Source organism: Hymenobacter profundi, assembly GCF_019334315.1.
GTDB lineage: Bacteria > Bacteroidota > Bacteroidia > Cytophagales > Hymenobacteraceae > Hymenobacter > Hymenobacter profundi.
Genome location: NZ_JAHWGL010000011.1, coordinates 16,749 through 38,374, shown reverse-complemented (window position 1 = coordinate 38,374; position 21,626 = coordinate 16,749). Strand labels below are relative to the sequence as shown.

At 54.2% G+C, this 21,626-nt stretch carries 18 protein-coding genes; 11 read left to right on the top strand and 7 right to left on the bottom strand.

Going from position 1 to position 21,626, the window contains the following annotated elements:
* Positions 1–40 precede the first annotated feature (40 nt).
* Together KYK14_RS04875 and KYK14_RS04870 are read right to left on the bottom strand one after the other, a co-directional pair.
* A complete protein-coding gene (locus KYK14_RS04875) occupies positions 41–1,522 on the bottom strand; it encodes a SusD/RagB family nutrient-binding outer membrane lipoprotein (protein WP_219157439.1) in 1,482 nt (493 codons plus the stop codon).
* Between the two features lie 22 nt (positions 1,523–1,544).
* On the bottom strand, positions 1,545–4,679 hold the full coding sequence (locus KYK14_RS04870) for a SusC/RagA family TonB-linked outer membrane protein (protein WP_208309206.1): 3,135 nt from the start codon (positions 4,677–4,679) through the stop codon (positions 1,545–1,547).
* Between the two features lie 422 nt (positions 4,680–5,101).
* Here KYK14_RS04870 and KYK14_RS04865 point away from each other — a divergent pair, with 422 nt between their 5' ends.
* A complete protein-coding gene (locus KYK14_RS04865; protein WP_219157436.1) occupies positions 5,102–6,274 on the top strand; it encodes a ribonuclease D in 1,173 nt (390 codons plus the stop codon).
* 92 nt (positions 6,275–6,366) lie between these two features.
* Positions 6,367–7,431 carry an endolytic transglycosylase MltG gene (mltG, locus tag KYK14_RS04860; protein ID WP_219157433.1) on the top strand — a complete coding sequence of 355 codons (1,065 nt, stop codon included), beginning with the start codon at positions 6,367–6,369 and terminating at the stop codon, positions 7,429–7,431.
* A gap of 186 nt (positions 7,432–7,617) precedes the next feature.
* Here the strand turns inward: mltG and KYK14_RS04855 are convergent, their stop codons facing one another.
* Positions 7,618–9,135: a hypothetical protein gene (locus KYK14_RS04855; protein ID WP_219157431.1), complete on the bottom strand. Its 1,518-nt coding sequence runs from the start codon at positions 9,133–9,135 to the stop codon at positions 7,618–7,620.
* A 65-nt stretch (positions 9,136–9,200) separates the two neighbouring features.
* Here KYK14_RS04855 and dtd point away from each other — a divergent pair, with 65 nt between their 5' ends.
* Both dtd and KYK14_RS04845 read left to right on the top strand, forming a co-directional pair.
* On the top strand, positions 9,201–9,641 hold the full coding sequence (gene dtd / locus KYK14_RS04850; protein WP_219157428.1) for a D-aminoacyl-tRNA deacylase: 441 nt from the start codon (positions 9,201–9,203) through the stop codon (positions 9,639–9,641).
* A gap of 95 nt (positions 9,642–9,736) precedes the next feature.
* The gene (locus KYK14_RS04845) at positions 9,737–10,063 is read left to right on the top strand and encodes a nucleotide pyrophosphohydrolase (RefSeq protein WP_185281037.1); all 327 of its coding nucleotides are present in this window, start codon (positions 9,737–9,739) and stop codon (positions 10,061–10,063) included.
* A 139-nt stretch (positions 10,064–10,202) separates the two neighbouring features.
* On the opposite strand, the gene KYK14_RS04840 is transcribed toward KYK14_RS04845, so the two are convergent.
* Entirely contained in the window at positions 10,203–10,916 is a 714-nt protein-coding gene (locus KYK14_RS04840; protein ID WP_219157426.1) for a 2-phosphosulfolactate phosphatase, read from the bottom strand.
* Between the two features lie 106 nt (positions 10,917–11,022).
* The gene (gcvT, locus tag KYK14_RS04835; protein WP_219157423.1) at positions 11,023–12,126 is read right to left on the bottom strand and encodes a glycine cleavage system aminomethyltransferase GcvT; all 1,104 of its coding nucleotides are present in this window, start codon (positions 12,124–12,126) and stop codon (positions 11,023–11,025) included.
* A 200-nt stretch (positions 12,127–12,326) separates the two neighbouring features.
* On the opposite strand from gcvT, the gene KYK14_RS04830 reads away from it, so the two are divergent.
* Entirely contained in the window at positions 12,327–13,865 is a 1,539-nt protein-coding gene (locus tag KYK14_RS04830; protein ID WP_246601686.1) for a sensor histidine kinase, read from the top strand.
* A gap of 56 nt (positions 13,866–13,921) precedes the next feature.
* On the top strand, positions 13,922–14,365 hold the full coding sequence (locus KYK14_RS04825; RefSeq protein ID WP_185281040.1) for a response regulator: 444 nt from the start codon (positions 13,922–13,924) through the stop codon (positions 14,363–14,365).
* A gap of 157 nt (positions 14,366–14,522) precedes the next feature.
* Here the strand turns inward: KYK14_RS04825 and KYK14_RS04820 are convergent, their stop codons facing one another.
* Together KYK14_RS04820 and KYK14_RS04815 are read right to left on the bottom strand one after the other, a co-directional pair.
* Positions 14,523–15,098 carry a ribonuclease HII gene (locus KYK14_RS04820; protein ID WP_219157420.1) on the bottom strand — a complete coding sequence of 192 codons (576 nt, stop codon included), beginning with the start codon at positions 15,096–15,098 and terminating at the stop codon, positions 14,523–14,525.
* 102 nt (positions 15,099–15,200) lie between these two features.
* Positions 15,201–15,464, bottom strand: coding sequence for a hypothetical protein (locus KYK14_RS04815; protein WP_185281042.1), 264 nt, complete (start codon positions 15,462–15,464; stop codon positions 15,201–15,203).
* A gap of 388 nt (positions 15,465–15,852) precedes the next feature.
* On the opposite strand from KYK14_RS04815, the gene KYK14_RS04810 reads away from it, so the two are divergent.
* The 5 genes from KYK14_RS04810 to KYK14_RS04790 all read left to right on the top strand — a co-directional run bounded on the left by KYK14_RS04810 (position 15,853) and on the right by KYK14_RS04790 (position 21,623).
* Positions 15,853–16,440, top strand: coding sequence for an NUDIX domain-containing protein (locus KYK14_RS04810; protein ID WP_219157417.1), 588 nt, complete (start codon positions 15,853–15,855; stop codon positions 16,438–16,440).
* Between the two features lie 96 nt (positions 16,441–16,536).
* Entirely contained in the window at positions 16,537–17,394 is an 858-nt protein-coding gene (locus KYK14_RS04805) for a lysophospholipid acyltransferase family protein (RefSeq protein ID WP_219157415.1), read from the top strand.
* A 65-nt stretch (positions 17,395–17,459) separates the two neighbouring features.
* Positions 17,460–17,747 (top strand): Asp-tRNA(Asn)/Glu-tRNA(Gln) amidotransferase subunit GatC, encoded by a 288-nt coding sequence (gatC, locus tag KYK14_RS04800; protein WP_185281045.1) that lies wholly within the window; start codon positions 17,460–17,462, stop codon positions 17,745–17,747.
* Between the two features lie 115 nt (positions 17,748–17,862).
* The gene (locus KYK14_RS04795) at positions 17,863–20,895 is read left to right on the top strand and encodes a hypothetical protein (protein WP_219157412.1); all 3,033 of its coding nucleotides are present in this window, start codon (positions 17,863–17,865) and stop codon (positions 20,893–20,895) included.
* A gap of 11 nt (positions 20,896–20,906) precedes the next feature.
* A complete protein-coding gene (locus tag KYK14_RS04790) occupies positions 20,907–21,623 on the top strand; it encodes an ABC transporter ATP-binding protein (protein ID WP_243900441.1) in 717 nt (238 codons plus the stop codon).
* Positions 21,624–21,626: the final 3 nt, after the last annotated feature.

Below are 21,626 nucleotides of genomic sequence, written 5' to 3'. Positions count from 1 at the left end.
TCATTCCGACTAGGCTTTTCTATTATTCTACCACTTAGAGTTAATCTTCTGTACCATCATCCCACCATACTCCACTGGCAAGAGGTACATTCGGAACATTATCACCGTTTGTATCTATCTCACTTTGTGGATAGGGGAAGCGACGAGGTGCTGGCCCTTTAGGATTATTTAACACTGGAAAGCCAGTACGCCGGTAGTCATTATAAGATTCAATTGACATATAAGGAAAAGCAGCTACATATTTCTGCGTAATGATGTCCCGCAATGTCAGATTGCTAGCTCCCATAAATACCTTCGCCCGGAAAGCAATGACGTTTGCATTTGTTGATGTGGAGTTTGTATAAGTACTCCCACCCTTAGCATTCAGGTCAGCATTTACACCTGCCACGTATGCATCATATGCCGCAGTTGCATTTCCCTTACGCAGTTGCGCTTCCGCCTCAATGAACTTCAATTCAGCATAAGTCATCAGAGGTTGAGCTGATGTTGCATCTACGATGTTCGTTGAAATCCGTGAATATGTAGTGCCCCCTTGGTCAGCTATAGCCGTACCATTAGGAGCAGCGACGCGTGGATTGCTCGCATTACGTCCAACCGGGTCAACCAAGAACGGAATACGCGGATCATCATCAGCCGTCACAGTAGGTGTGCCATTTTGCAGAATAGAGTAGAATGTAGCACTCACCGCAAAGTGGCCCCGGTCATTTTGTTCTTGGTACCATGGATTCTGACCAATGGCAGCAGTAGTATACTTTGTGAAAGTGAAGTTGTCCGCAGGTGATGCAAAACCTTGTGCGGCAGCTGCCAGAGCCTTATCAGCAGAACCAGCAGGGTCGCGTTTACTTAAATGGTTATAGTAGCGAGCCTTTAAAGAGTACGCTACCTTCTTCCATTTTGCCGCATCGCCTCCATAGAACAGATCTGCGTTGGTTGGGCTTTTCGACGATGTTTTATCAAGGTCGACAATAGCATCAGTCAATAGGTCATCAATAACGGTATAGATGTCCTGCTGCTTATCATATACTGGCTTCAGTAGCGCATCTCCCTGTAGCGCTTCGCTATATGGAATACGACCAAACAAATCAGTTGTGATTCCTAACGTGTATGCCTTCAGCACCTTGGCAATGCCTACATAGCGCCAAGCGCCTGCTTCACTACCGCCATCCGAGCCTTTCTGAATGATTAAGTTCAGATCAACTAATTCACCAGCATAGATATCATTCCAGTTGTTGCTGGTTGTATTGTTAGTGAATGAACCAACAGCCCGCTTATCTAGGTTTTCAAACTGCGCGTGCACACCCGTAGTGTGCTCTACAAACACAGAAGAAATCCATGCTAAATCTGTTCCTGAAATACCGAATGCGGCATCAACCTCTACTTGTGGCAGCAATAGCTGCACTGGTGAGTCAGTTGGTGTATTTGGATTAGTATCAATCTCATCGAGCTTATCCTCTGTACACGCACCTACACCAAACACCAATCCCAATGCAAGCAGGAAAGGAGTATATTTTATTGTTTTCATTATTGAAGGTCTTTGCAATTTTCTAGAATGTAGCGCGCAAACCAATACCGTAGCTTTTCACTTGCGGTAAAGCCACATATTCTAACCCTTGGAAGTTAGAAGCGCCACCAATGTTCGTCTCAGGATCGAAATTAGGATACTTCGTGATCAAGAACAGGTTACGCCCTGTGAGGGTCAACGATACGTTGCTAAGCACCTTTGTCTTACTTACAACGGAGGTAGGCAGCGAATAGGCCAAAGACAATTCGCGCAAACGCACAAAATCTGTCTTAAATACGCTTGCCTCATCAATACCATCATTTACTAGCTGCCAATAGGTTTGGTCGCGCTTGATAGCAATATCGTTAGAAACATAGGTAGGATTACCTTGTGCATCAGTACCGGATTCCTTCACGCCAGGAAAGATGTAGTCTGAAGTACGATCTTCAGTCGCTTTGTCCATGCCATAGAGACGAGCTAGGCGCGTGTTACCAGCATATGCCTGTCCACCACGCCGTACATCCACTTGAGCAGTTAGCGTTATTCCTTTGAAGGTAAAATTATTGGTTACCCCTACTTCAAATTTTGGCTGTACTTGGCCAATTACACCAAGTTGTTCATCTGCCTGCGGATAGCCATCGGCATCAACTACAATCTGGCCGTTGCTATTACGCAAATAGCGCGTCCCAAATATTACGGGATAAGCATTTCCGGCTTGTGCACGAATGTTAGGCTCAGTGAAACCACCCAAGAATATATTGTCTACTCCCTCAGCTAGTTCCAGCACTTTGTTGCGATAAGCAGTAAAGTTGGCTGTCAGATTCCAGTTGAAGCCGTTATCTGTGCGCACTGGCGTAATACCCAATACAAGTTCATTACCCAAGGTACGAAGCTTACCAGCATTTACATATCGTGAGGTATACCCAATTGATGGAGCTGAAGGAGCGGCAAAAATTTGGTTATTAGCATTCTGGATAAAGAATGTATAATCAAATGTTAGGCGGTTGTTGAAGAAGCGCAGATCAGCGCCAAATTCAGTCGTGCTAACGTTAACAGGTTTCAACTGATTGGTGTACAGCACATCTGACAAAGACAGAGCCGTTAGCCCTTGGAAAGGAAATGTAATGCCATCCGATAGATAGCCACTACCTGCACCACCACGCACAAAGCGGGGCTGTGTTAAATAGGTTGCATCAGGCGCTTGTGCCGTTTCGGCGTAAGAGGCACGCAGTTTAGCAAACGTTACAACGTTTTGTGGAACAGAAACAGCTTCTGTAATTACAAAGCCTAAGCCTACTGAAGGATAGAAAATTGTTCTATTGCCGTTTGGCAGGTTTGAGATAAAGTCTTCACGCCCTGAAGCGTTCAGATAAATCATCTCTTTCCACGAAGCAGCTAAGTTACCGTAGAATCCAACGGTACGCTTACGGGTAATATATTCCGTTGTAGTCTGTGTAGTTGTATTGTCGATGTTCTGTAGGCCACCGATAGTTACCCCTTGGCCTAACATGTTCTGATACCGATTACGGATATCATAGAATTCATTACCAAGCAATACATTCAGGTTAATGTCATCAGTCAAATCTTTATTGAAGACCAAGTTGGCGTTAGAGTTCAACTGATTTTGTGTAACTGTATAGTCACGTACTTGACCACCTGAAGGAACAGCAGTACGCCCTCCCGTATTACCAGAGCCTAGATCATAAAATTCTTTCCCCTCTGTAGTATAGAAATCTTCGCCTACGCGATAGTTGAGCGTCAACCAGTTTGTGAACTTATAACTAGCGTTAGCACTACCAAACATACGGTTTGTTTGCTCACTAAATGAGTTATGTGCTAGTGCCCAACGAGGGTTGTCAAAAGAACCACGATAGTTAATCTGCTGATTTGGGTTATTGGGGTCTTCAAAAGGGATTCCCCACAAATCATAGCTACGCGGAGCATAATAAGTAGTAAACAGTGGATTCGATAGATTCGACCCGTTAGGCAATTTACTTACTTGTAGGTTAGTATAGTTCGCTGTAGCACCAATAGTAAACTTATCCGATACTTTGAAATCTCCCCCTACTTTAGCACTGTAGCGGTCCATACCAGTAGTAGGAATAACACCTATTTGCTTTGTATAACCTAAGCCAACACCGTAATTGCCAAAATCGCCGCTACCTGTCAAATCAACAGCATTATTGATTGTATGGCCTGTACGGAAAAAGGGCTCTACGTTATCATACACTCTACCAGGCACAATTGCTTTACCGCCTTTATCCAGCACTGCAGGATCGAGTTCTGTTATTCTTGGTCCCCAAGAAGTAGAAGTATTTTGGTTAAAAATACCGTTACTACCTTGTGCCCAAGTATTTTGCAGTTTAGGAAAACGGCTAGCATAGTCTAAAGTGTAGTCAGAAGTATAGGACAATTGGGCCTTTTTACCTACGCCTTTACCACGCTTTGTAGTAATAACTACTACGCCGTTTGCTGCGCGGTTACCATACAAAGCAGCAGCGGCGCCGCCTTTGAGCACTGATATAGATTCTATATCGCTAGGATTGATATCAAGTGCTCGGCTAGAGTAGTCTGTATCGCCTACCCCACCACCAAAATCAGCTTGGCTTTCAATGGGTAATCCATCTACTACATATAAAGGCTGATTATTTCCTGTAAGGAAGCGGCTACCACGAATCGTGATTAGTGATGAAGAGCCTGGCATACCACTGGACTGACGCACTATAACGCCTGCTACCTTGCCTTGAAGTGCATTAGTTACGTTTGGCTGGGCAACTTTCGTGATTTGCTCACCTTGTACTTCTTGTACAGTGTACGTAAGCGCTTTGGTCTCGCGCTCAATACCAAATGCTGTTACAACTACTTCATTTAATTGTTTTGTATCAGGCGCAAGTGCCACGTTAATTTGATTTTCCTCGCCGAATGCACGTTCAATCTGAATATAGCCAATAGAGCTAAATACTAGTGTACCTGCAGATTGTGTAACTGAGAGGGTATAGGTACCATCAGCATTGGTTGAAACGCCATTCGACGTGCCTTTCAACAAGACAGTTACGCCAGGTAACCCATCCCCTGTTTGTCTATCTGTTACTCGTCCTGATATGCTTCTGCTTTGTGCCGAAGCATATTGCAAAAGAGTTATCATGAGTAGTAAACTCATGAGTAATGTTTTTTTCATTGGAAAAAAGAAAAGTTGAAAAAATGGAAAGAAATCATCTAACGAGGCGATTCTATAGTGTAGACTGCTTACGTCATACACTTTTAGCGAAAAATATACAGTCTAAACTTTCTCAGCTCTACCTACTAACATTCAACTTTTACTACCGAAGGTCGTCCTGCTTAAGTTAGTCTTAAGAGCAACATGAAGCGGATACCGTAGTGTCATAGCCTTTGAACAGTATCGCTATTTATTTTTAACTAAAAGTAAGAATAATTCATTAAACACTCAGTATTTTTCATTTATTTTATAGCATATAATAACCCTCCTAGTACTGTTGTGTATCGATATGCAAACTAACAGTTTTGATTTGTACTATTCCTATTACCCTAATCTTTTATCTACTTTAGAGTCTATATTGCGTTTTCTGTTAGTACTACTCAATGCCTTCCATTCAATACCTCACTGCAGCCACCGAGGTGCAACAGTGCGCCGCCACGCTCCATAATCAGCCTCGCATTGCCATCGACTTGGAGTTTGACGACATGCGCCATCGTTATGGCCGCAATCTGGCGCTGATTCAGCTTTTTGATGGCCGCACCGTCTACCTCATCGACCCATTGCCGCTCACCAACCCGGCGCACGAGCTAGAACCGATTTGGGAGCTACTGCGCGACCCGGCCGTGGAAAAGGTATTTCACAGCTGCAAGTCGGATATTCTACTGCTTGATGAGCTGTACGGCGTGCACGTGCGCCACATCACCGACACCAGCGTACAGTACACGCTACTCGCCGAGGCAGATAACAATATTTCCCTGGGCCGATTAATTCAGAGCGAGTTGGGCATTGAGGTGGACAAGGGTGAGCAAAAGTCGAACTGGTTGAAGCGGCCGCTTACAGAAGCTCAGAAGCAGTATGCCGCCAACGATGTGCTGTACCTGTTCGAGCTGGCTGACCGCCTACGCGATAAGCTGGCAGCACTAGACCGCACACATTGGGCCGATGAGGAAAACGCAGCGCTAGAAGACGTACGCTACACCCGCGACGAGCGGCCCTACCTACGCATGGCCGGCAAATACCGCATCCTGCCACCCGAAATGCCCCTGTTTCGCGACCTATATATGCTACGCGACCAGGTAGCCCGGCAAATCGACCGGCCGCCGTACATGGTATTTGCCAACGACCGCCTCGCCGAGCTGGCTCGCGATACACCCCGCACGCTGGAGGAATGGAAAGCCGCCCGAGGCTTACACCCCGAGCTGAAGCGCACGCCCTACATCGACCAACTGGCCGGCTTCCTACCTGACGTATTTGTGCCAGTGCCTGAGCCAACCCTACCACCCGAGCAGCGGCGCTTCCCGTTTCGGCGGCGTTTGAGTGGGGAGAAAGCCGCCCGCGCCGATGCCCGCGAGCAGTTGCTATTACAGTTAAAAACGTTCATTACGGAGGATATCAACGGCTACGTAGCGAACCTTGTGCTCTCGAACCGGCTGATATCGGACATCATTGAGCAAGGCGCTGAACAGGCCCTTCGGCCGTGGCAACAGGCCATTCTGCGCGATACGGCGGTGCAACATCAGCTGTCATACGACAGCATTGCTACCCCTTTTCAATAAGCATCTCGGCAGCCAAAGCACATCAAGAGCCTCTGCCCCTCTCTTATAAAGCCCGGCGCGAACCGGGCTTTTTGTGTTTTATCTTTGTGTTGATGACAGAAACTTCTCCTTCTGCCCGTTTGCGCTGGTGGGTAGTATTAACGTTGCTTGGCGTGGGACTAGTGCTGGGACTAGCGGGTAGCTACGCGTGGTGGCGGGTGTGGCGCAAGCCCAACGTGGTAGCTTCACCGCTAGGACCGGCCTACCTCTATATCCGTACGGGCAGCTCGTTTGCAACAGTACTGGATACGCTGCGGCGGCAGGAACTGCTGCACGAGCCCGCCACGTTTGCCTGGCTAGCCCAACGGCGCGGCTACCCAGCCCAAATCCGCCCCGGCCGCTACCGCCTCGATTTTGGTCTTGGCAACGATGCTTTGCTCGACAGGCTTCTACGAGGAGAGCAAGACACTGTTGATTTTCAGCTGAACGCCTTCAAGTACAAACCTCAGCTAGTCCGGCAAATAGCGCGGCAGCTGGAAGCTGATTCCACGACGCTCCGGCAATTGCTGCAAGACAACGAGTGGCTACAGCGACAGTATCAGCTTGATACTACCACTGTGCTAACCCTGTTTTTACCCGGCCCTTATCGGCTGGTTTGGAATACCTCGGCGCAGCAGTTTATGGACTCGGCAGCGGCTACGCACCGGCAGTTCTGGACCGCCCAACGGCGTCAGCAGGCCGACTCGCTGGGCCTGTCGCCTACCCAGGTACACGTGCTGGCCAGTATTGTGCAGCGCGAAACCGCCATGCCGCAGGACAAACCCATTATTGCTGGGGTGTACCTTAACCGCCTGCGCCGCCGCATGCGCCTGCAAGCCGACCCTACTCTACTTTGGGCCATCGGCAACTTTGGAGTGAAGCGGGTGCTGAATAAGGATAAGCTGGTCGATTCGCCTTACAATACCTACAAGCACGCGGGCCTGCCGCCCGGCCCCATTACCTCCGCCAACCGCCAGAGCCTGGATGCCGTGCTGCGCCCTGCCGCGCACCAATACCTCTTTTTCTGCGCCCGCCCCGACCGAAGCGGCTATTCCGATTTCGCCGAAACCTTCGCGGAGCATAAAAAGAATGCTCGCCGTTACCAGCACACGCTGGATAGCCTGAAGATTATGCGGTAAAAGAACACATGTATAAAGGGCTGCCCTCGCTCGGATCTGCCGAATGAGGCCTACGCTTGAATAGCTGCGCCCCGAATCTAGCCGCGCCGCCTGTATAAAACTAACCCAACTTTAAGCAGACGCACGTAGCAAAGATGCTTGAGTATAGTTCTGACTTGGAACAGCTAAGCGAGGACGTATATCGTGTCACTGGTTCAATTCAAATACCGCCAGTTGTACCGTGTCTTGGGCGGCGGCTTGTTGGCGGCGCATGGTTTCAGGGTAGTCAATACCGCTGAACTCGGAGTGCTCCAGAAAGAGTAGTGGTGCTGTGAGCAATGGTTCGCGCCATGTGACTAACGGCTGCTGACGCCGCAACGAATCGAAGTGCGCAATACCTGTGACGCGCCAATAAGCATCGAGCACTACGTACTGGTAGTGACGTTTACGCAGGGTAGGCAGTTGCTTTTCGTCTGTGATACTCTTTAAGGAATCGGGGGCAAGGTAGGGCGCCAAGGAAAGCCCCACGGTGCTCACGGTTTTGTGGCTGTGGTGTGCTTGGAGCCATTGCGCTACTGCTGGGTAATTGGTACCAGTGTAAGCATAGATTTCTTGCTGAATATGGATCATGTTACCCAACACCGCCACGCCTACAACCACCGTTAGCCAACCCAGGCGCTGTCGCAGTACATGACGTAGCACCAAGAAGCCCAACGCCGCAAAAAGTCCGTAGGCAAATAGCAGGCCTCGCGGGGCTTTCAGCAGCAGCGAAAAGCCACCAAGAAAGCAGTACGACCACACAGCAAGGTAAAAAACTGCATTAGGGCGCTGCCAGCCAGCGCGCAGCACTCGCCAAAATATCAGCGGGAAAGCCAGCAGCCCCAGCCACTGCACCGGCGACTCAAACGCCACGAGATAGTGCGGGTAGTACAGCAAATCGAGGCGAAAGTTACCGGCCCGACCCGCCGCGTTACTGGCCGACGGAAACAGAATACCGTAGTATGTAGCAGGCCAACGCCACCACTGTAGGCCACCTACCCAGCCCACTAGCCCCAACACCAGGTAGGGCGCCGACAGCACCAGCAGCACACGGCCGGCGTTGCTTGGTTGACGCAACAGCCCATCAGCGGCTCGCCATTCCAGTACAAGCAGAATGGGTAGGCAGAACAAGAATTTATAGTTGAAGCACAGCCCCAGCGCTAACCATCCGGTAGCTGTTAGTAGGGTGCGGCGAGAAGGGCGTTGTATCCGTTGGTAGTACGCATGTAGCAGGCCTGCGAAGGCGAGCAGCATCACCGAGTTCATGGTGAAGTCGCGGGCGGCGAAGGTGAGGAAGATGCTGGTGCCGATGAGCAGCGTGAGCAGCGCCGTTTCGGGCGGGCGCAGCCGCACCATGTAGCCCACCACGGCAGCCAGCGTGCCTACCGCCAGCGTCGACAGCAGAACATTCAGGTATAGATACCAGTGAAAATCGGGTTGGAGTGCCGCCACGGGCGCGAAGAGCAGATAGAAGCCGGGGCTGGCGTGGTAGAACAGATGGCGCAAGTCGCCACGGACCAACTCCTGCACAATCTGCCAGTTGCGCACCGAGTCGTAGTCGGGTAGCGCCATGCTGGCTAGGCCGGGCAAACGCACAGCGGCTACCAGCACCCACGCGGGCAGTAGCCACGCCAGCGTGGCTGTTCGGGATGGATTGTCGTATTTCGTGAGGATAAAATCAGCCATGCCGAGAGGGGGTACTCCGCGAAGTACGACATCTGCCGGCACATCATTCCTTGTTTACCCTGCTTATGCGCGTTGTAGTACAGCGGGTCCGTGAGGCTCGCGTAACCGTAGAAGGTCGCCTGACTGGCGAGATTGGCCCCGGCCTACTGGTGCTGGCAGGCTTTGCTCCCACCGACTCAGCCCCTACCCTGGACTGGATGGCCCGCAAGCTGATCCAGCTCCGTATTTTCGCCGACGATGAAGGCAAGATGAACCGCTCGGTGCAGGATGTGGGCGGGCAAGTGCTGGTTGTCAGCCAGTTTACGCTGCTGGCCGATGCCAGCAAAGGCACACGCCCCAGCTACGTGGGCGCTGCGCCGCCGGCCGTGGCCGTGCCGCTCTACGAGCAGTTTGTGCAGCTACTTACTACCCTGCTGGGCCAGCCCGTGCCTACCGGCGAGTTCGGCGCCGATATGCAGGTAGCGTTGGTGAACGACGGGCCGGTGACGATTGTGCTGGAACGGTGAGATAGTGAAGTTGACGTTCTAACGTCGAGGTTTGCGCAACTTGCATCATTAGAAGGTCAAACCCACCATTTCACAACTTCACCAACTCACCAATCATGACTATCGAAGAAGCCCAGCAAACCGTAGATCAGTGGATTCAAACTACTGGTGTCCGTTACTTTAATGAGCTAACCAACATGGCCATGCTGACGGAAGAGGTAGGCGAAGTAGCCCGCATCATTGCCCGGCAATACGGCGAGCAGTCGTTTAAAGAGTCAGATAAGGACAAGGTGCTAGCCGATGAGTTGGCCGATGTATTGTTCGTGGTTATCTGCCTGGCCAACCAAACAGGCGTCAATCTAACCGAAGCGTTGCAACGCAATCTGGCTAAGAAAACGCAGCGGGATGCTACTCGTCATAAGGAAAATGAGAAGTTGAAATAGAGTTGTGAATGAAAAAGACGCGTGTCATCCTGAGCAGAGCGAAGGACCTTCTCACCTAAAAACGAGTCGCTGGTACGAGCATCGATCTTAGGTGAGAAGGTCCTTCGCTCTGCTCAGGATGACAGACGTTTTCAATACCTCACAACTTCACAATTTTTCCTTCCCGCCACACCGGTACCAAGTTATATTCATCTTGGCGCACGCAGAATTCCATGTCTTTGTGAGCTTCGAGGCGGTTGAGGCGGCGCACGTGGGCCGATTTCAGGAGGTAGGCGGCTACGTCGGGGCTGGCTTTTTCCCAGAGGTCGAGGGCAGCCAGGGTGGCGTCAGAACTGGTTACGTCGAAGTCTGGGGCGAGGCGGGCAGCTAGAGCGCCACCGAACAGCGTGTCTTCGAGACAAAAATGACCTTTCCAGCCGGCGCATACCACGATTACATCCCTACCCTGCTGGCGTAGAAAATCGGCCACGGCTCCCAGGTTCAGGAAAGCCCCTACCACTACCTCATTGGCCGCGCGCGACAGGTGCATAGCGCGGGTGCCGTTGGTGGTGGTGATGGCCACGTTGCGGCCTTGCACCGGCACTATCCCATTGAGGTAGCCGAAGGGCGAATTGCCAAGATCTACCCCTTCTGCCTGCACACCGTCGCGCTCGGCAGCAGTCAGGTAGTTATCGGCGGCCAGCGCCCGGCACTCCGCCAGCGTCTCAACTGGCACCAAATGCGTAACGCCCTGCGCCAGCGCCGTAACGATGCTTGAGGTAGCCCGCAAAATATCCACCACCACGGCTATGCGCCCACGTAAATCGTAGAGTGGCAGCAGGTCAGGCGAAAAACAAATATCCAGAGTCGGCATAGGAATAAGCACCTTGCAGGCGCCCAATAGTCGTGAAGGCAGTATAAAAACAACAGGGGTAGGGATGCCGATAAGCTGTCCCTACCCCCATCCATCTAATTAGTGCTTATGCTTCTGTGCCCGACACAAAAGGCAGTTTGGTAACGGTAGCTGGCAGTTGCTTGCCACGCACCAACACAAAAACCTGACTACCGGGCTGGCTGTAGGCAGTCTGCACGTAGCCTAGCCCTACCCCTTTGCTAAGCGAGGGTGACTGAGTGCCCGACGTTACCTCCCCAATTTTCTCGCCCGCCTCGTTCACCAGCTCGTAGTGGCTGCGCGGAATGCCGGGGCCGTCCATCACAAAGCCTACCAGCTTGCGTGTCACGCCTTCGGCTTTCTGCTGTTTCAGGGCATCGGCGTTGGTGAAGTCTTTTGTGAACTTGGTAATCCACCCCAAGCCGGCTTCCAGAGGCGAAGTTTCGTCGGTGATGTCGTTGCCGTAGAGGCAGTAGCCCATTTCCAGGCGCAGCGTGTCGCGGGCGCCCAGGCCGATGGGCTTGATGCCGTACTCCTGCCCGGCTTCCATCACCGCTTCCCACACGTGTTGAGCGTACTCGTTAGGCACATACAGCTCGAAGCCGCCCGCACCCGTGTAGCCCGTAGCCGAGAGAATAACACCGGGCGCACCAGCCAATGTGCCCTGCACAAAGGAGTAGTAAGGAATGCTGGCCAGGTCGGTGTCGGTGAGAGACTGGAGCGCCGCAGCAGCCTTAGGGCCTTGCACGGCAAACAGGCTCCACTGCTCCGACTGGTTTTCCAGCTCCGCGCCCTCGGTGTTGCGCGCCGAAATCCAGGCCCAGTCCTTGTCGATGTTGCCCGCGTTTACCACCAGCAGGTAGTCTTCGTCGGCTAGCTTATACACCAATAGGTCGTCTACGATGCCGCCTTCCTCGTTGGGCAGGCAAGAGTATTGCGCTTTGCCGTCCTGGAGCTTGCTGGCGTCGTTGGTGGTGACGCGCTGGATGAGGCCGAGGGCCTGCGGGCCACGCACCCGGAATTCGCCCATGTGCGACACGTCGAAAATGCCCACGCCCCGGCGCACGGTCCGGTGTTCTTCGAGGTCGGAAGAGTAGCGCACGGGCATGTTGAAGCCCGCGAAGGGCACCATTTTGGCACCCAACTGCTGGTGCACATCGTTCAGGGCAACGGTCTTGAGAGCTTCGCTCATGGAGAAAACAAGAAGAAGGGTAGAAAGACAAACCAGAACCAGCCGAGGCCGGACACGGGCAAAAGTAGCCAATTCCGGCCGGTGGGCCGCACCTGTTCGTATCCTGCTATCTTTGAAGTTCACCCGCTGGCAGCGCGCCGCCGAAGAAATTGCGGCTCGATTTTTTAGCTGCCTCAGCGGTCCGATTGTTCGTGGTATTCATGAAACTGAAACTTTCCACTAAGCTCTTCGCTGGTTTTATTGTGGTGATGCTGCTGTTTGCGGTGGTCGTGGCCGTCAACTACCAGCTCTCGCGCAATGTGCTGCGCAACTCACAGCGCGTCGAGAAATCGCAGCGCATCACAGCCGAGGCCACCTTGCTGCTGCGCAGTATTGTGGATATGGAATCGGGCTTCCGGGGCTACCTGCTGATCGGCAACGAGAGAATGTTGGAGTCTTACTACAAAGGCGAGCGAGATTTGCTGGGGCGCTTCCTGCGCCTGCGGAGTCAACTGGAAACTGGCTCTCCCCAGCAAGGACGTATTGAGCGGGCGCAGCACTTGTACCAGCAGTGGGCCGACTACTCGCACATGCTGGTAAGCGAGAAGCGCGAGGCACACCGCCGCAACGCCGACCAGCTGCTGTTACTTGAAATGCCCCACGGCAACTTGATGACGAACCTGACGGGCAAACAGCTGGTCGATCAGATTAGGGTGCTCTTCGAAAAATTCGATCAGCAGGAGTTTGACAGCCGCGCCAAGCAACGCGTGAAGCTCGCGGAAAGCATCCAGCAAGCCCGCATCTTATCCATCGCCATTTCGGTACTAGCGGGTGTGCTGAGCTTGCTGTGGGCCTCTTATATTGTACGGCAGATTTCGGGGCGCATTGGCAGCATGGTGCAGCTAGCCCGCCGTATTGCCAGCGGCGACTACAGCACCGGCCTGCGCGACACCCAGCGCGATGAGCTAAGCGAGCTGGCCCAGTCGCTGAACCGTATGGCCCGCACCATCGATACTAACATCACACAACTGGCCCGCCGCAACGAGGAGCTCGACCAGTTTGCTTACGTGGTATCGCACGATTTGAAAGCGCCTCTGCGCGGCATTGAAAGCGCCTCGCGCTGGATTGAGGAAGATATGGCCGAAGAGCTTCCTCCTCACATCCAAGAGTTTTTAGCGCTGATGCGTACCCGCGTGCACCGCATGGAACACCTTATTACGGGCATCTTGGATCTGGCGCGAATTGGCCGGGTGCAGCAGCCCGAGGAGTGGGTAGATGTGCGGGAGCTACTCAACGAAATCGTGGATTCGCTGGCCCCACCGACCGGTTTTCAGGTGGAGCTTCCCACTTTCCTACCTACTTTCGTTACTAGCCGCGTGCCGCTTCAGCAGGTATTCACCAACCTGATCAGCAACGCCCTGAAGTACCACGACCATCCGGCCACTGGTCATGTCCGCATCAGCATACAGGAAAATCGCAAGCAATATATTTTTGCCATTGCCGACGATGGCCCCGGTATTGCGCCAGAGTACCACGAGCGGATTTTCGTCATTTTTCAGACCCTCACCGAGCGCGATACCCTAGAAAGCACCGGCGTGGGGCTGGCTATTGTGAAAAAGATTGTGGAGCGCCACGGTGGCACCATTCGGGTAGAATCGGCAGAGGGGGCAGGCGCTACCTTTATTTTCAGCTGGGCCAAGCAAACGCTCACCGGCGACCTGCCGGCGCTATCCACCAACTTAGTTAATCCAAACGCCTGACCTACCGTATTAAGCATAGTCACCCACCGGCTCTATTGCTCAGTACTTTGTTTCTTATGTCTGCCGATCCTACCCCCAGTATCCTGTTGGTTGAAGATGACCAACTTGATATTATGAATGTCCAGCGCGAATTGCGCAAACATAATGTAGCCGTGCCGCTGCACATTGCCCGCAACGGCCGCGAGGCACTCAATATGTTGCGCGGTGAGAGCGGCGAATCTCGCATCGAAAAGCCCAGCGTCGTTATTCTAGACATCAACATGCCCCGCATGAACGGGCTGGAGATGCTGCAAGAACTCCGCTCCGACCCCGAGTTTGTAGGTCTCAACGTATTCATCACTACCACCTCCGACCTGGAAACTGACCGCCTGAAGGCTCAAAATTTGGCCGTAAGTGGCTACATCATCAAGCCCCTTAGCTTCGATAAGTTCGGCGAAGGCGCCACTACTATCGACGGTTTCAGTTTGTTTCTTGATCTGTTGCGCCTGAAAGATCAGTAGGCAACGAGTTGCTAGTTATTCGTGAAATACGCTTGTCATCCTGAGTGCAACGAAGGACCTTCTCACGTGCGAATAAGTCGTTATTACGCCAGTCGTTTAACTGACATAAGGTCCTTCGTTGCACTCAGGATGACAAGCGTATTTCACGAATAACTAATTAAAGCAGTCGAAAGCCGAGCCGGTGATGCTCGCAAGGACCGTGCGTCCGAATGGCCTCGCGATGCTTGGGTGTAGGGTAACCCGCGTTCTGCTCCCAGCCGTAGTGTGGGTAGGCCTCCGCCAGCGTCCGCATGCGCTCATCCCGAAACGTTTTGGCCAGTACCGATGCCGCGGCAATGTTCCGGTACAGGGCGTCGCCACCAATGATGCAGGCGTGTTCTAGGCCAGGGTAGGGCCGGAAACGGTTGCCATCGACCAACAAAAAATCGGGCGTGATGGGCAGTTGCTGCACAGCGCGGTGCATGGCTAAGTAGCTGGCCTGCGCAATATTTATTTCACCTATTTCAGTAGGCGAGGCTTCGGCCACGGCCCAGGCAATGGCCTCACGGCAGATGTCGGTGCGCACCTGCTCGCGGCGGCGGGCAGTCATTTGCTTGGAATCGTTGAGGTAGGGCGCGTGAAAATCGGGTGGCAATATGACGGCGGCGGCAAAGACTGGCCCAGCCAGACAGCCTCGGCCAGCCTCATCGAGGCCAGCCTCGTGTAGGTGCGTGGTGTAGGAAGTAAGCAGCATAATGGGTGCAAACGTACGCAACACCCCCACATAAAACGGCCCGGCTGGCAGCTTCTGTGCTACCAGCCGGGCCGTTTATTAGCCTATTGAACGAGGCCTCGTTTATTTATGGTCACCGGCATTGCTGCCAATCACATCGGAGTCGTCCTGACCGCGAACAAAACCCTGACTATCGCGCGGCGCAATAGAAGCGTCCACGTTATCCTGCTCGTCTTCGGTCATGTATTCGTTGGTGGTCGGGCCGAGGCCGCCATTTTTCTTAGCTAGTTCGGCTTCCGCTTGCGCGTGGTGCAGGTTGAACAGTGGGTCGCCTTCTTTCGGCAGGTCTGTTTTAGCTTGGTTATTCTTTTTAGGGTCGTTAGCCATAGAGCGAAAAGGGGCAGCCGGGGTGTGAACGACTGCCTGCTCTTATCTGATACGGCAGCTATGCGCCGGAGGTTAGCGGCTACCGCATACGAAAAAAGGCCATTGCGTACCGCAATGGCCTTTCCGAACGTTGTTCGGGGTTAAAATCATCCACCCTATTCCTTTCGCCGAACAACGCACACAGGCAGAACCTTCCTTTCCACTATCCTGACCTGTGTTATTTAATTTTATTAAGACAAAGCTACCAAATAGCGGTGAATAATGCTACTTAAACTGGACTACTGACCTACTTCTGTCGACCAATGAATACTTCTGGCCGACCAGCAGTTGCTACCGGAGTAAGCGGGTAATCGTATTTTTGCCTAGTCCTTCCTTCATTTCTCTTTCTATGACCTCTATTCCGGCCGCTGATTTTGATGAAACCCGCAACCCCTGGCAAGTGCTAAGCACCGCCATGCAGTATCAGAACCCCTGGATCAGGGTGCGCGAGGACCAGGTGCTGAACCCGGCCGGCAACCCCGGCATCTACGGGGTAGTATCGATGAAAAACAAAGCCTTGGGCATTGTACCGGTCGATGCGCAGGGCTACACGTGGCTGGTAGGGCAATACCGCTACACGCTGAATGAGTACAGCTGGGAAATCCCGATGGGCGGTGGCCCCGTGGAGCTGGATATTCTGGAATCGGCGCAGCGGGAGCTGCGCGAGGAAACGGGCTTCACGGCGCGCCGCTGGACCAACATTGCCCGCCTGCATACCTCCAACTCCGTAACCGATGAGGAAGGCTTCGTTTTTCTGGCTGAGGACCTGGTGCCCGGTGAGGTAGAGCCCGAAGAAACCGAAGAGCTGCGCCTGTGGCACCTACCCTTGGCAGAAGCTGTTGAGATGGTAATGCAAAACCGCATTACCGATGCCATTAGCGTGGCCGGTTTGCTGAAGGCCGAGCGGGTGCTGGCCAGCCGGCAGCAGCCGGGGTAGGCTCTTCGGCTTCACCGTTGCTTTAGAAATCTCTGCGTATGCTTGCGGTGCCTTTCTTGGGTACTGTGTTTGTTTCGCCTCCCAGTTTGCTTGTATATGCGTCAGCTACTGCGTTTTATTGGTCAACGAATCTATACTACTTGGTGCACGTTCTGGTTTGTATCGCCATTTTTCTATACCTACCCTCTGCAATGGGTACTGGCGCGTAAGCCTAGCCGGCACCCCTGGCTACACAAAGTCAACCGGTTCTGGTCATCGTCGGCAATTTTCATGTGGGGTATGCCGGTAAGCATTGTGCGCAAAAACCAGCCGCCCGCTGGTCAGCCTTGCGTGTACGTGGCCAACCACAGTTCCTACATTGATATTCCGTTGCTGTTCAGCACCCTTCCGGGTTTCCTTAACATTATTGGCAAAGACACCCTGGCGAAAACACCGCTTTGGGGACCGATTTTCGGCAGCGCCTACATCACCGTGAATCGCAACAGTGCCGTAAGCCGGGGCCGCTCGATGGTGCTGGCCAAGCAGAGCCTGGCGGCGGGGCGCTCGGTGGTGATTTTTCCGGAAGGCACTATTTCCGAGAAACCCGGCGAGCAGATGGTGCCTTTTAAAGACGGCGCTTTCCAGTTGGCTATTGCCGCCGGCGTGCCGCTGGTGCCCGTATCGATGCCGCTGAACCACCGCTTCATGCCCGATATAAGTGGCCTGCGCATTCGCTACACGCCCTTGCGTATCGTACTGCATGAGCCCATCCCGACGCACAATCTCACGATGGCCGACGTGCCCGCCCTGAAACAACGTGCGCACGATCTCATCGCCAGCGAGTTTCAGCCCGAAGCGGCCGGGGTGCCACCGGCCTTTACTTGGCGCCCTACCCCACCCGCTACCCAAGCCGTGGAGCAGAAGACCGAGCAACACAGCAACGACCGGGCAGAACTAAGTCTGCCGAATTCGTAATTTTGAAGGTGGGCGGTCAACTCCGTTGGCTGCCCACCTTTTCCCTACCCTAACGCCCCTTTGCTTTGAGCACTGATATCAACACCCTGCGCCAGTTGGCCCACCTCTCTCGCCTCGAGTTCGACGCCACTAAAGAGCAAGAAATGCTGGGCGCCCTCAACGAGATTCTGGATTGGGTGGATCAGCTCCGCCAACTCGATACCAGCAACGTGGCCCCGCTGGTGCACTTATCGCAGGAAATCAATGTATTGCGCCCCGATGAAGCGCATAATACCGTAAGCCACCAGGAGGGTCTACGCAACGCCCCACGCAAGGATTCCGACTATTTCCGCGTACCCAAAGTTCTGGATTAACTCGCGTTATTTTTAGCTGTCAGGTGGCAGTTATCTGTTGTTAGTGAATCACTTAGAACACTAACAACGGATAACTTACCACTTGACAACTAGTTAGCTTTTGAATAATTAGTTAGTGCCGACTTCTGCTCCTTCTATCTCGCCGCATCGTTGGAGCCCCTGGCTGCTAGGTCCGGCGCTGCTTGCTGTGCTGGCCGTAGGGCTGGCCCTTTTTCATTACTTCACGGGGGCACAGTACACGCTGCCGCTCCAGCCGGTTACGCAGCTCAAGCCCCTACCCCTCACCCTCGACACAGTGCGGGTAGGGCTGGCGGGCCTACCTGTGCGGGCCAACGCCTACTTGCTCACTCAAACCCATGATGTGGCGGGCCCCTTCGTGCGGCCGGTGGCGGCTATGGCTTTTCTGGCCGTGCTGGCGGGTAGTCTTGTCTACTTCTTGGCTACCATCACAGCGTTCGGCCGGCCGGCTTTTGTAGTAGCAATGGCCTCTGTGTTTTTCCTGCTGATGTCGCTGAGCCCCGATTTGCTGGGGGTGTTTGATGCGCAACGGCAGTATTTTCTGGTGCTGGCCTTGGTAGCACTAGGACTGCCAGCCTATGCTTTTCACGCTTTCTGGCCTACGGTACCGCGTTGGCAACGACTGGGAGCGTTTGCGGTGCTGGTAACTGGCCTGAGCGCGCTGCTGTTCGTGCGCAGCTCCTACTCTACCGACATCACGGCGTTGCAATTGGCTACCTACGCTACCCGCGGTGGCGCCGTAGCTGTAGCCTTAGTGGTGCTCTGGTTGGGCTTCGAGAACGTGCATGGCTTGCTATGGGTAGGGACGATGAGCGAGCAGCCGCGTCTTCGCCTCGGGCGCCTGCCGCTGTTGGCGCTCAGCATTCTGTACCTCACGCTGCTCTTCCTGTACTACTGGCGCAACGGCGTGGTACAGCTAACTGATACTCTTCGCCTAGATCCGCTGCTGTTTCTATTGCCCGCCGCGTTGGTGGGCTGGTTGGGGCTACGCCGTCGTGCTCCTACCTATAACGAGTGGCTACCCTACGCCACGGGTATGGCCCCTATCTACCTCACGCTGTTGGCCATTGCGGCCGCCACGCTGGGCTACGCGCTGGCTACCCTCAACGACCCATTGCTGGAAGCTGCCCGGCAGTTCACGGCGCTGGCTTTTCTGGGATGCGGTGGAGGCTTCCTTTTATATCTGATCTTCAACTTTGGACCGCTCATCAAGCAGCGGCTTCCGGTGTACCGGGTGGTCTACCAGCCGCGCCGCCTGCCGTTCTACGTGGTCTATATCATGGGCGTAGGCCTGCTACTGATTACCGGCTTGCGCACGCATTTCTTTGTACTGGATCAGGTAGAAGCAGGCTTTTACAACAATTTAGGTGATGTGACCCGCCTCCAGAGCGAGCAGCAGCCCGAAGTAACACCCATTGCTTTATTGGCCGAACGCTACTACGCCGAAAGCGACGTGCTGGACCGCTTCAATCACAAAGCCAGTTGGGGACGGGCGGCACTCTACCGCTTCCGGTTTCAGCGACAGAACGAAATCAACGCATTACGCCGCGCCCTGAGCCGGGCACCCTCACCACGGTTGTCGTTGCGACTAGCAGCGCTCTACAACGAGCCGGCCGACTTCTTCGACCGCCAACAGGCCTTGCGCGATGGGTTGCAGGCAACGCCCAACAATGCGTTCCTGGCCAGCGACATGGCGCAGCTCTACTCCCGTTCTACCCTTACCGACTCGGTGGATTACTATCTGCGTCGAGCCGAAGAAGATGCGCCTACCAATGAGGCCGTACGCACCAACCGCCTCGCTTTCCTGATTCAGCAAGACCTGACCGCTGCCCAGCAATGGGCTACCGACCATGCCGCCAGCGGCGAGCAACCCGCCTTGCAGAGCAATGAGTTGCTGCTGGCTCGGATAACCGGGCAGCCCGCGCCGGCGGTACCTCAGTTGAAGGCAGGTGAAGGTCTGTCGCTACCAACTTTCGCTCGGCTCTACCACCTAGCGCTGGACCGCGCCACGGCCCGCGATACCAGTTTGCTTCCTACCCTGCGGCAGCTGCGCCAAGAGCCCATCGACAGCGCCTACCACGAGCAGCTAAGCTTTCTGCTGGCGCTTACCCAGCACTACGGCGGCCGACTTGCGGCGGCTCAGGCTACCCTGCAACCGCTCACGCTCGGCACCAATGCCAGCGCTGCCTACTACCAAAACCTGATGGGCACTTGGTTGCTACAGCAGCAGTTATACGCCCGCGCCGAGCACCTGTTCACGACGGCGCAGGTGAATGGCTACCCCGATGCGCGGGTAGGGCGCGCCTATGCTTTCACGCTGAATGGAGAACCCGACTGGGGCCGCACGTCCCTACCCGCACCAGATAGCCTCGATTATGCTGGCCGCCTGCTACGCCAAGTACTCACGCTCTCCTACCCCGCCGACTACGCTACTGCGCCCGATTCTATAAAGGCCCAGTTCCTGGTGGTGCAAGGCAATACGCTACCGCCTGCGCAATGGCTACCAGCAGCCGTGGCCCTACCCGCCCCTGTGCGCACAGAGGCCTTGCTGGCTCAGTTGCCCCGCGCCATCGACGCCGGACAGTTGGCAGCAGCCCGGCAGGTGGTGGAACAATTCGCCCTACCTCCCGCCACCAAAACCCGCACTGCTTCGCGTTGGAATGTGGTGCGCGGCGCGTTGTATTTGGCTGAGCTACGCTGGACCGATTTGCAAAAGCTGGTGGCTACTGGCTATTTCACGGCAGCCGATCAGCCTAACTACCTAACTTACCAAGCGCTGCTGGCAGCACATACGCAACCGTCCACTGCCGGCAAGCAATTTGCGGCCTTGCTGCGAGAAGCACCATTCGAGCCGGAAGCCGTACTGGCCGCTGCCGACTTCTATACCAACCAGAAAAAGTATCAGCAGGCCTACGATGCGTTGGTGCGCGGCCTGGAGTATGCCCCCAACTCGCCCCAGCTACTACGAGCCTATGTGTTGGCGACTATTCCCGTAGGGCTGACCACTTACGCTACCGATCCGCTCAACCAGCTACGTGCGTTGCTTTCCCCCCCCGAATACGCTACCTTTCTTGCGCAGTACGAAGCTCGTCGTTCGGCTATAATTGCCGCCACGGAATCCTGGAACTAACCTACTTGGCCATGCAGCAGCCCATCATCGAAACCACCAACATATCCAAAGTATACCGCATGGGCATGGAGGAGATTCATGCGCTGCAATCCGTGTCCATTAGCATCAACCGGGGTGAGTACGTGGCGTTTATGGGGCCGTCGGGTTCCGGCAAGTCTACCCTGATGAATATTGTGGGCTGCTTGGATACGCCTTCTGGCGGAAAATACGTGCTGAATAATCACGATGTCAGCCATATGTCGGACAACCAGTTGGCTGACGTACGCAACCGTGAAATCGGGTTTGTATTCCAGTCATTCAACTTGCTACCCCGTGCTACTGCCCTCGATAATGTGGCCCTACCCCTTATCTATGCCGGCTACGGTAAGAGCGAGCGGCAAGAGCGCGCCCGCGAGGCCCTACGCAGCGTGGGCCTGGCCGAACGCGCCCTGCACCGCCCCAACGAACTGAGTGGCGGCCAGCGCCAGCGCGTAGCCATCGCCCGCGCCCTCGTCAACGACCCCAGCATCATTCTGGCCGACGAACCCACTGGCGCCCTCGACTCCAAAACCAGTCACGAGATTATGGACTTGTTCGAGGCGCTGTACGCGAAAGGCAACACCATCATCATGGTGACGCACGAGGAAGATATTGCCAACTACGCCCACCGCGTAGTACGCCTGCGCGACGGCCTGATTGAGTCCGACATCATCAACGAGCACGTGACAACGCACGTACTCAATGGGTAAATG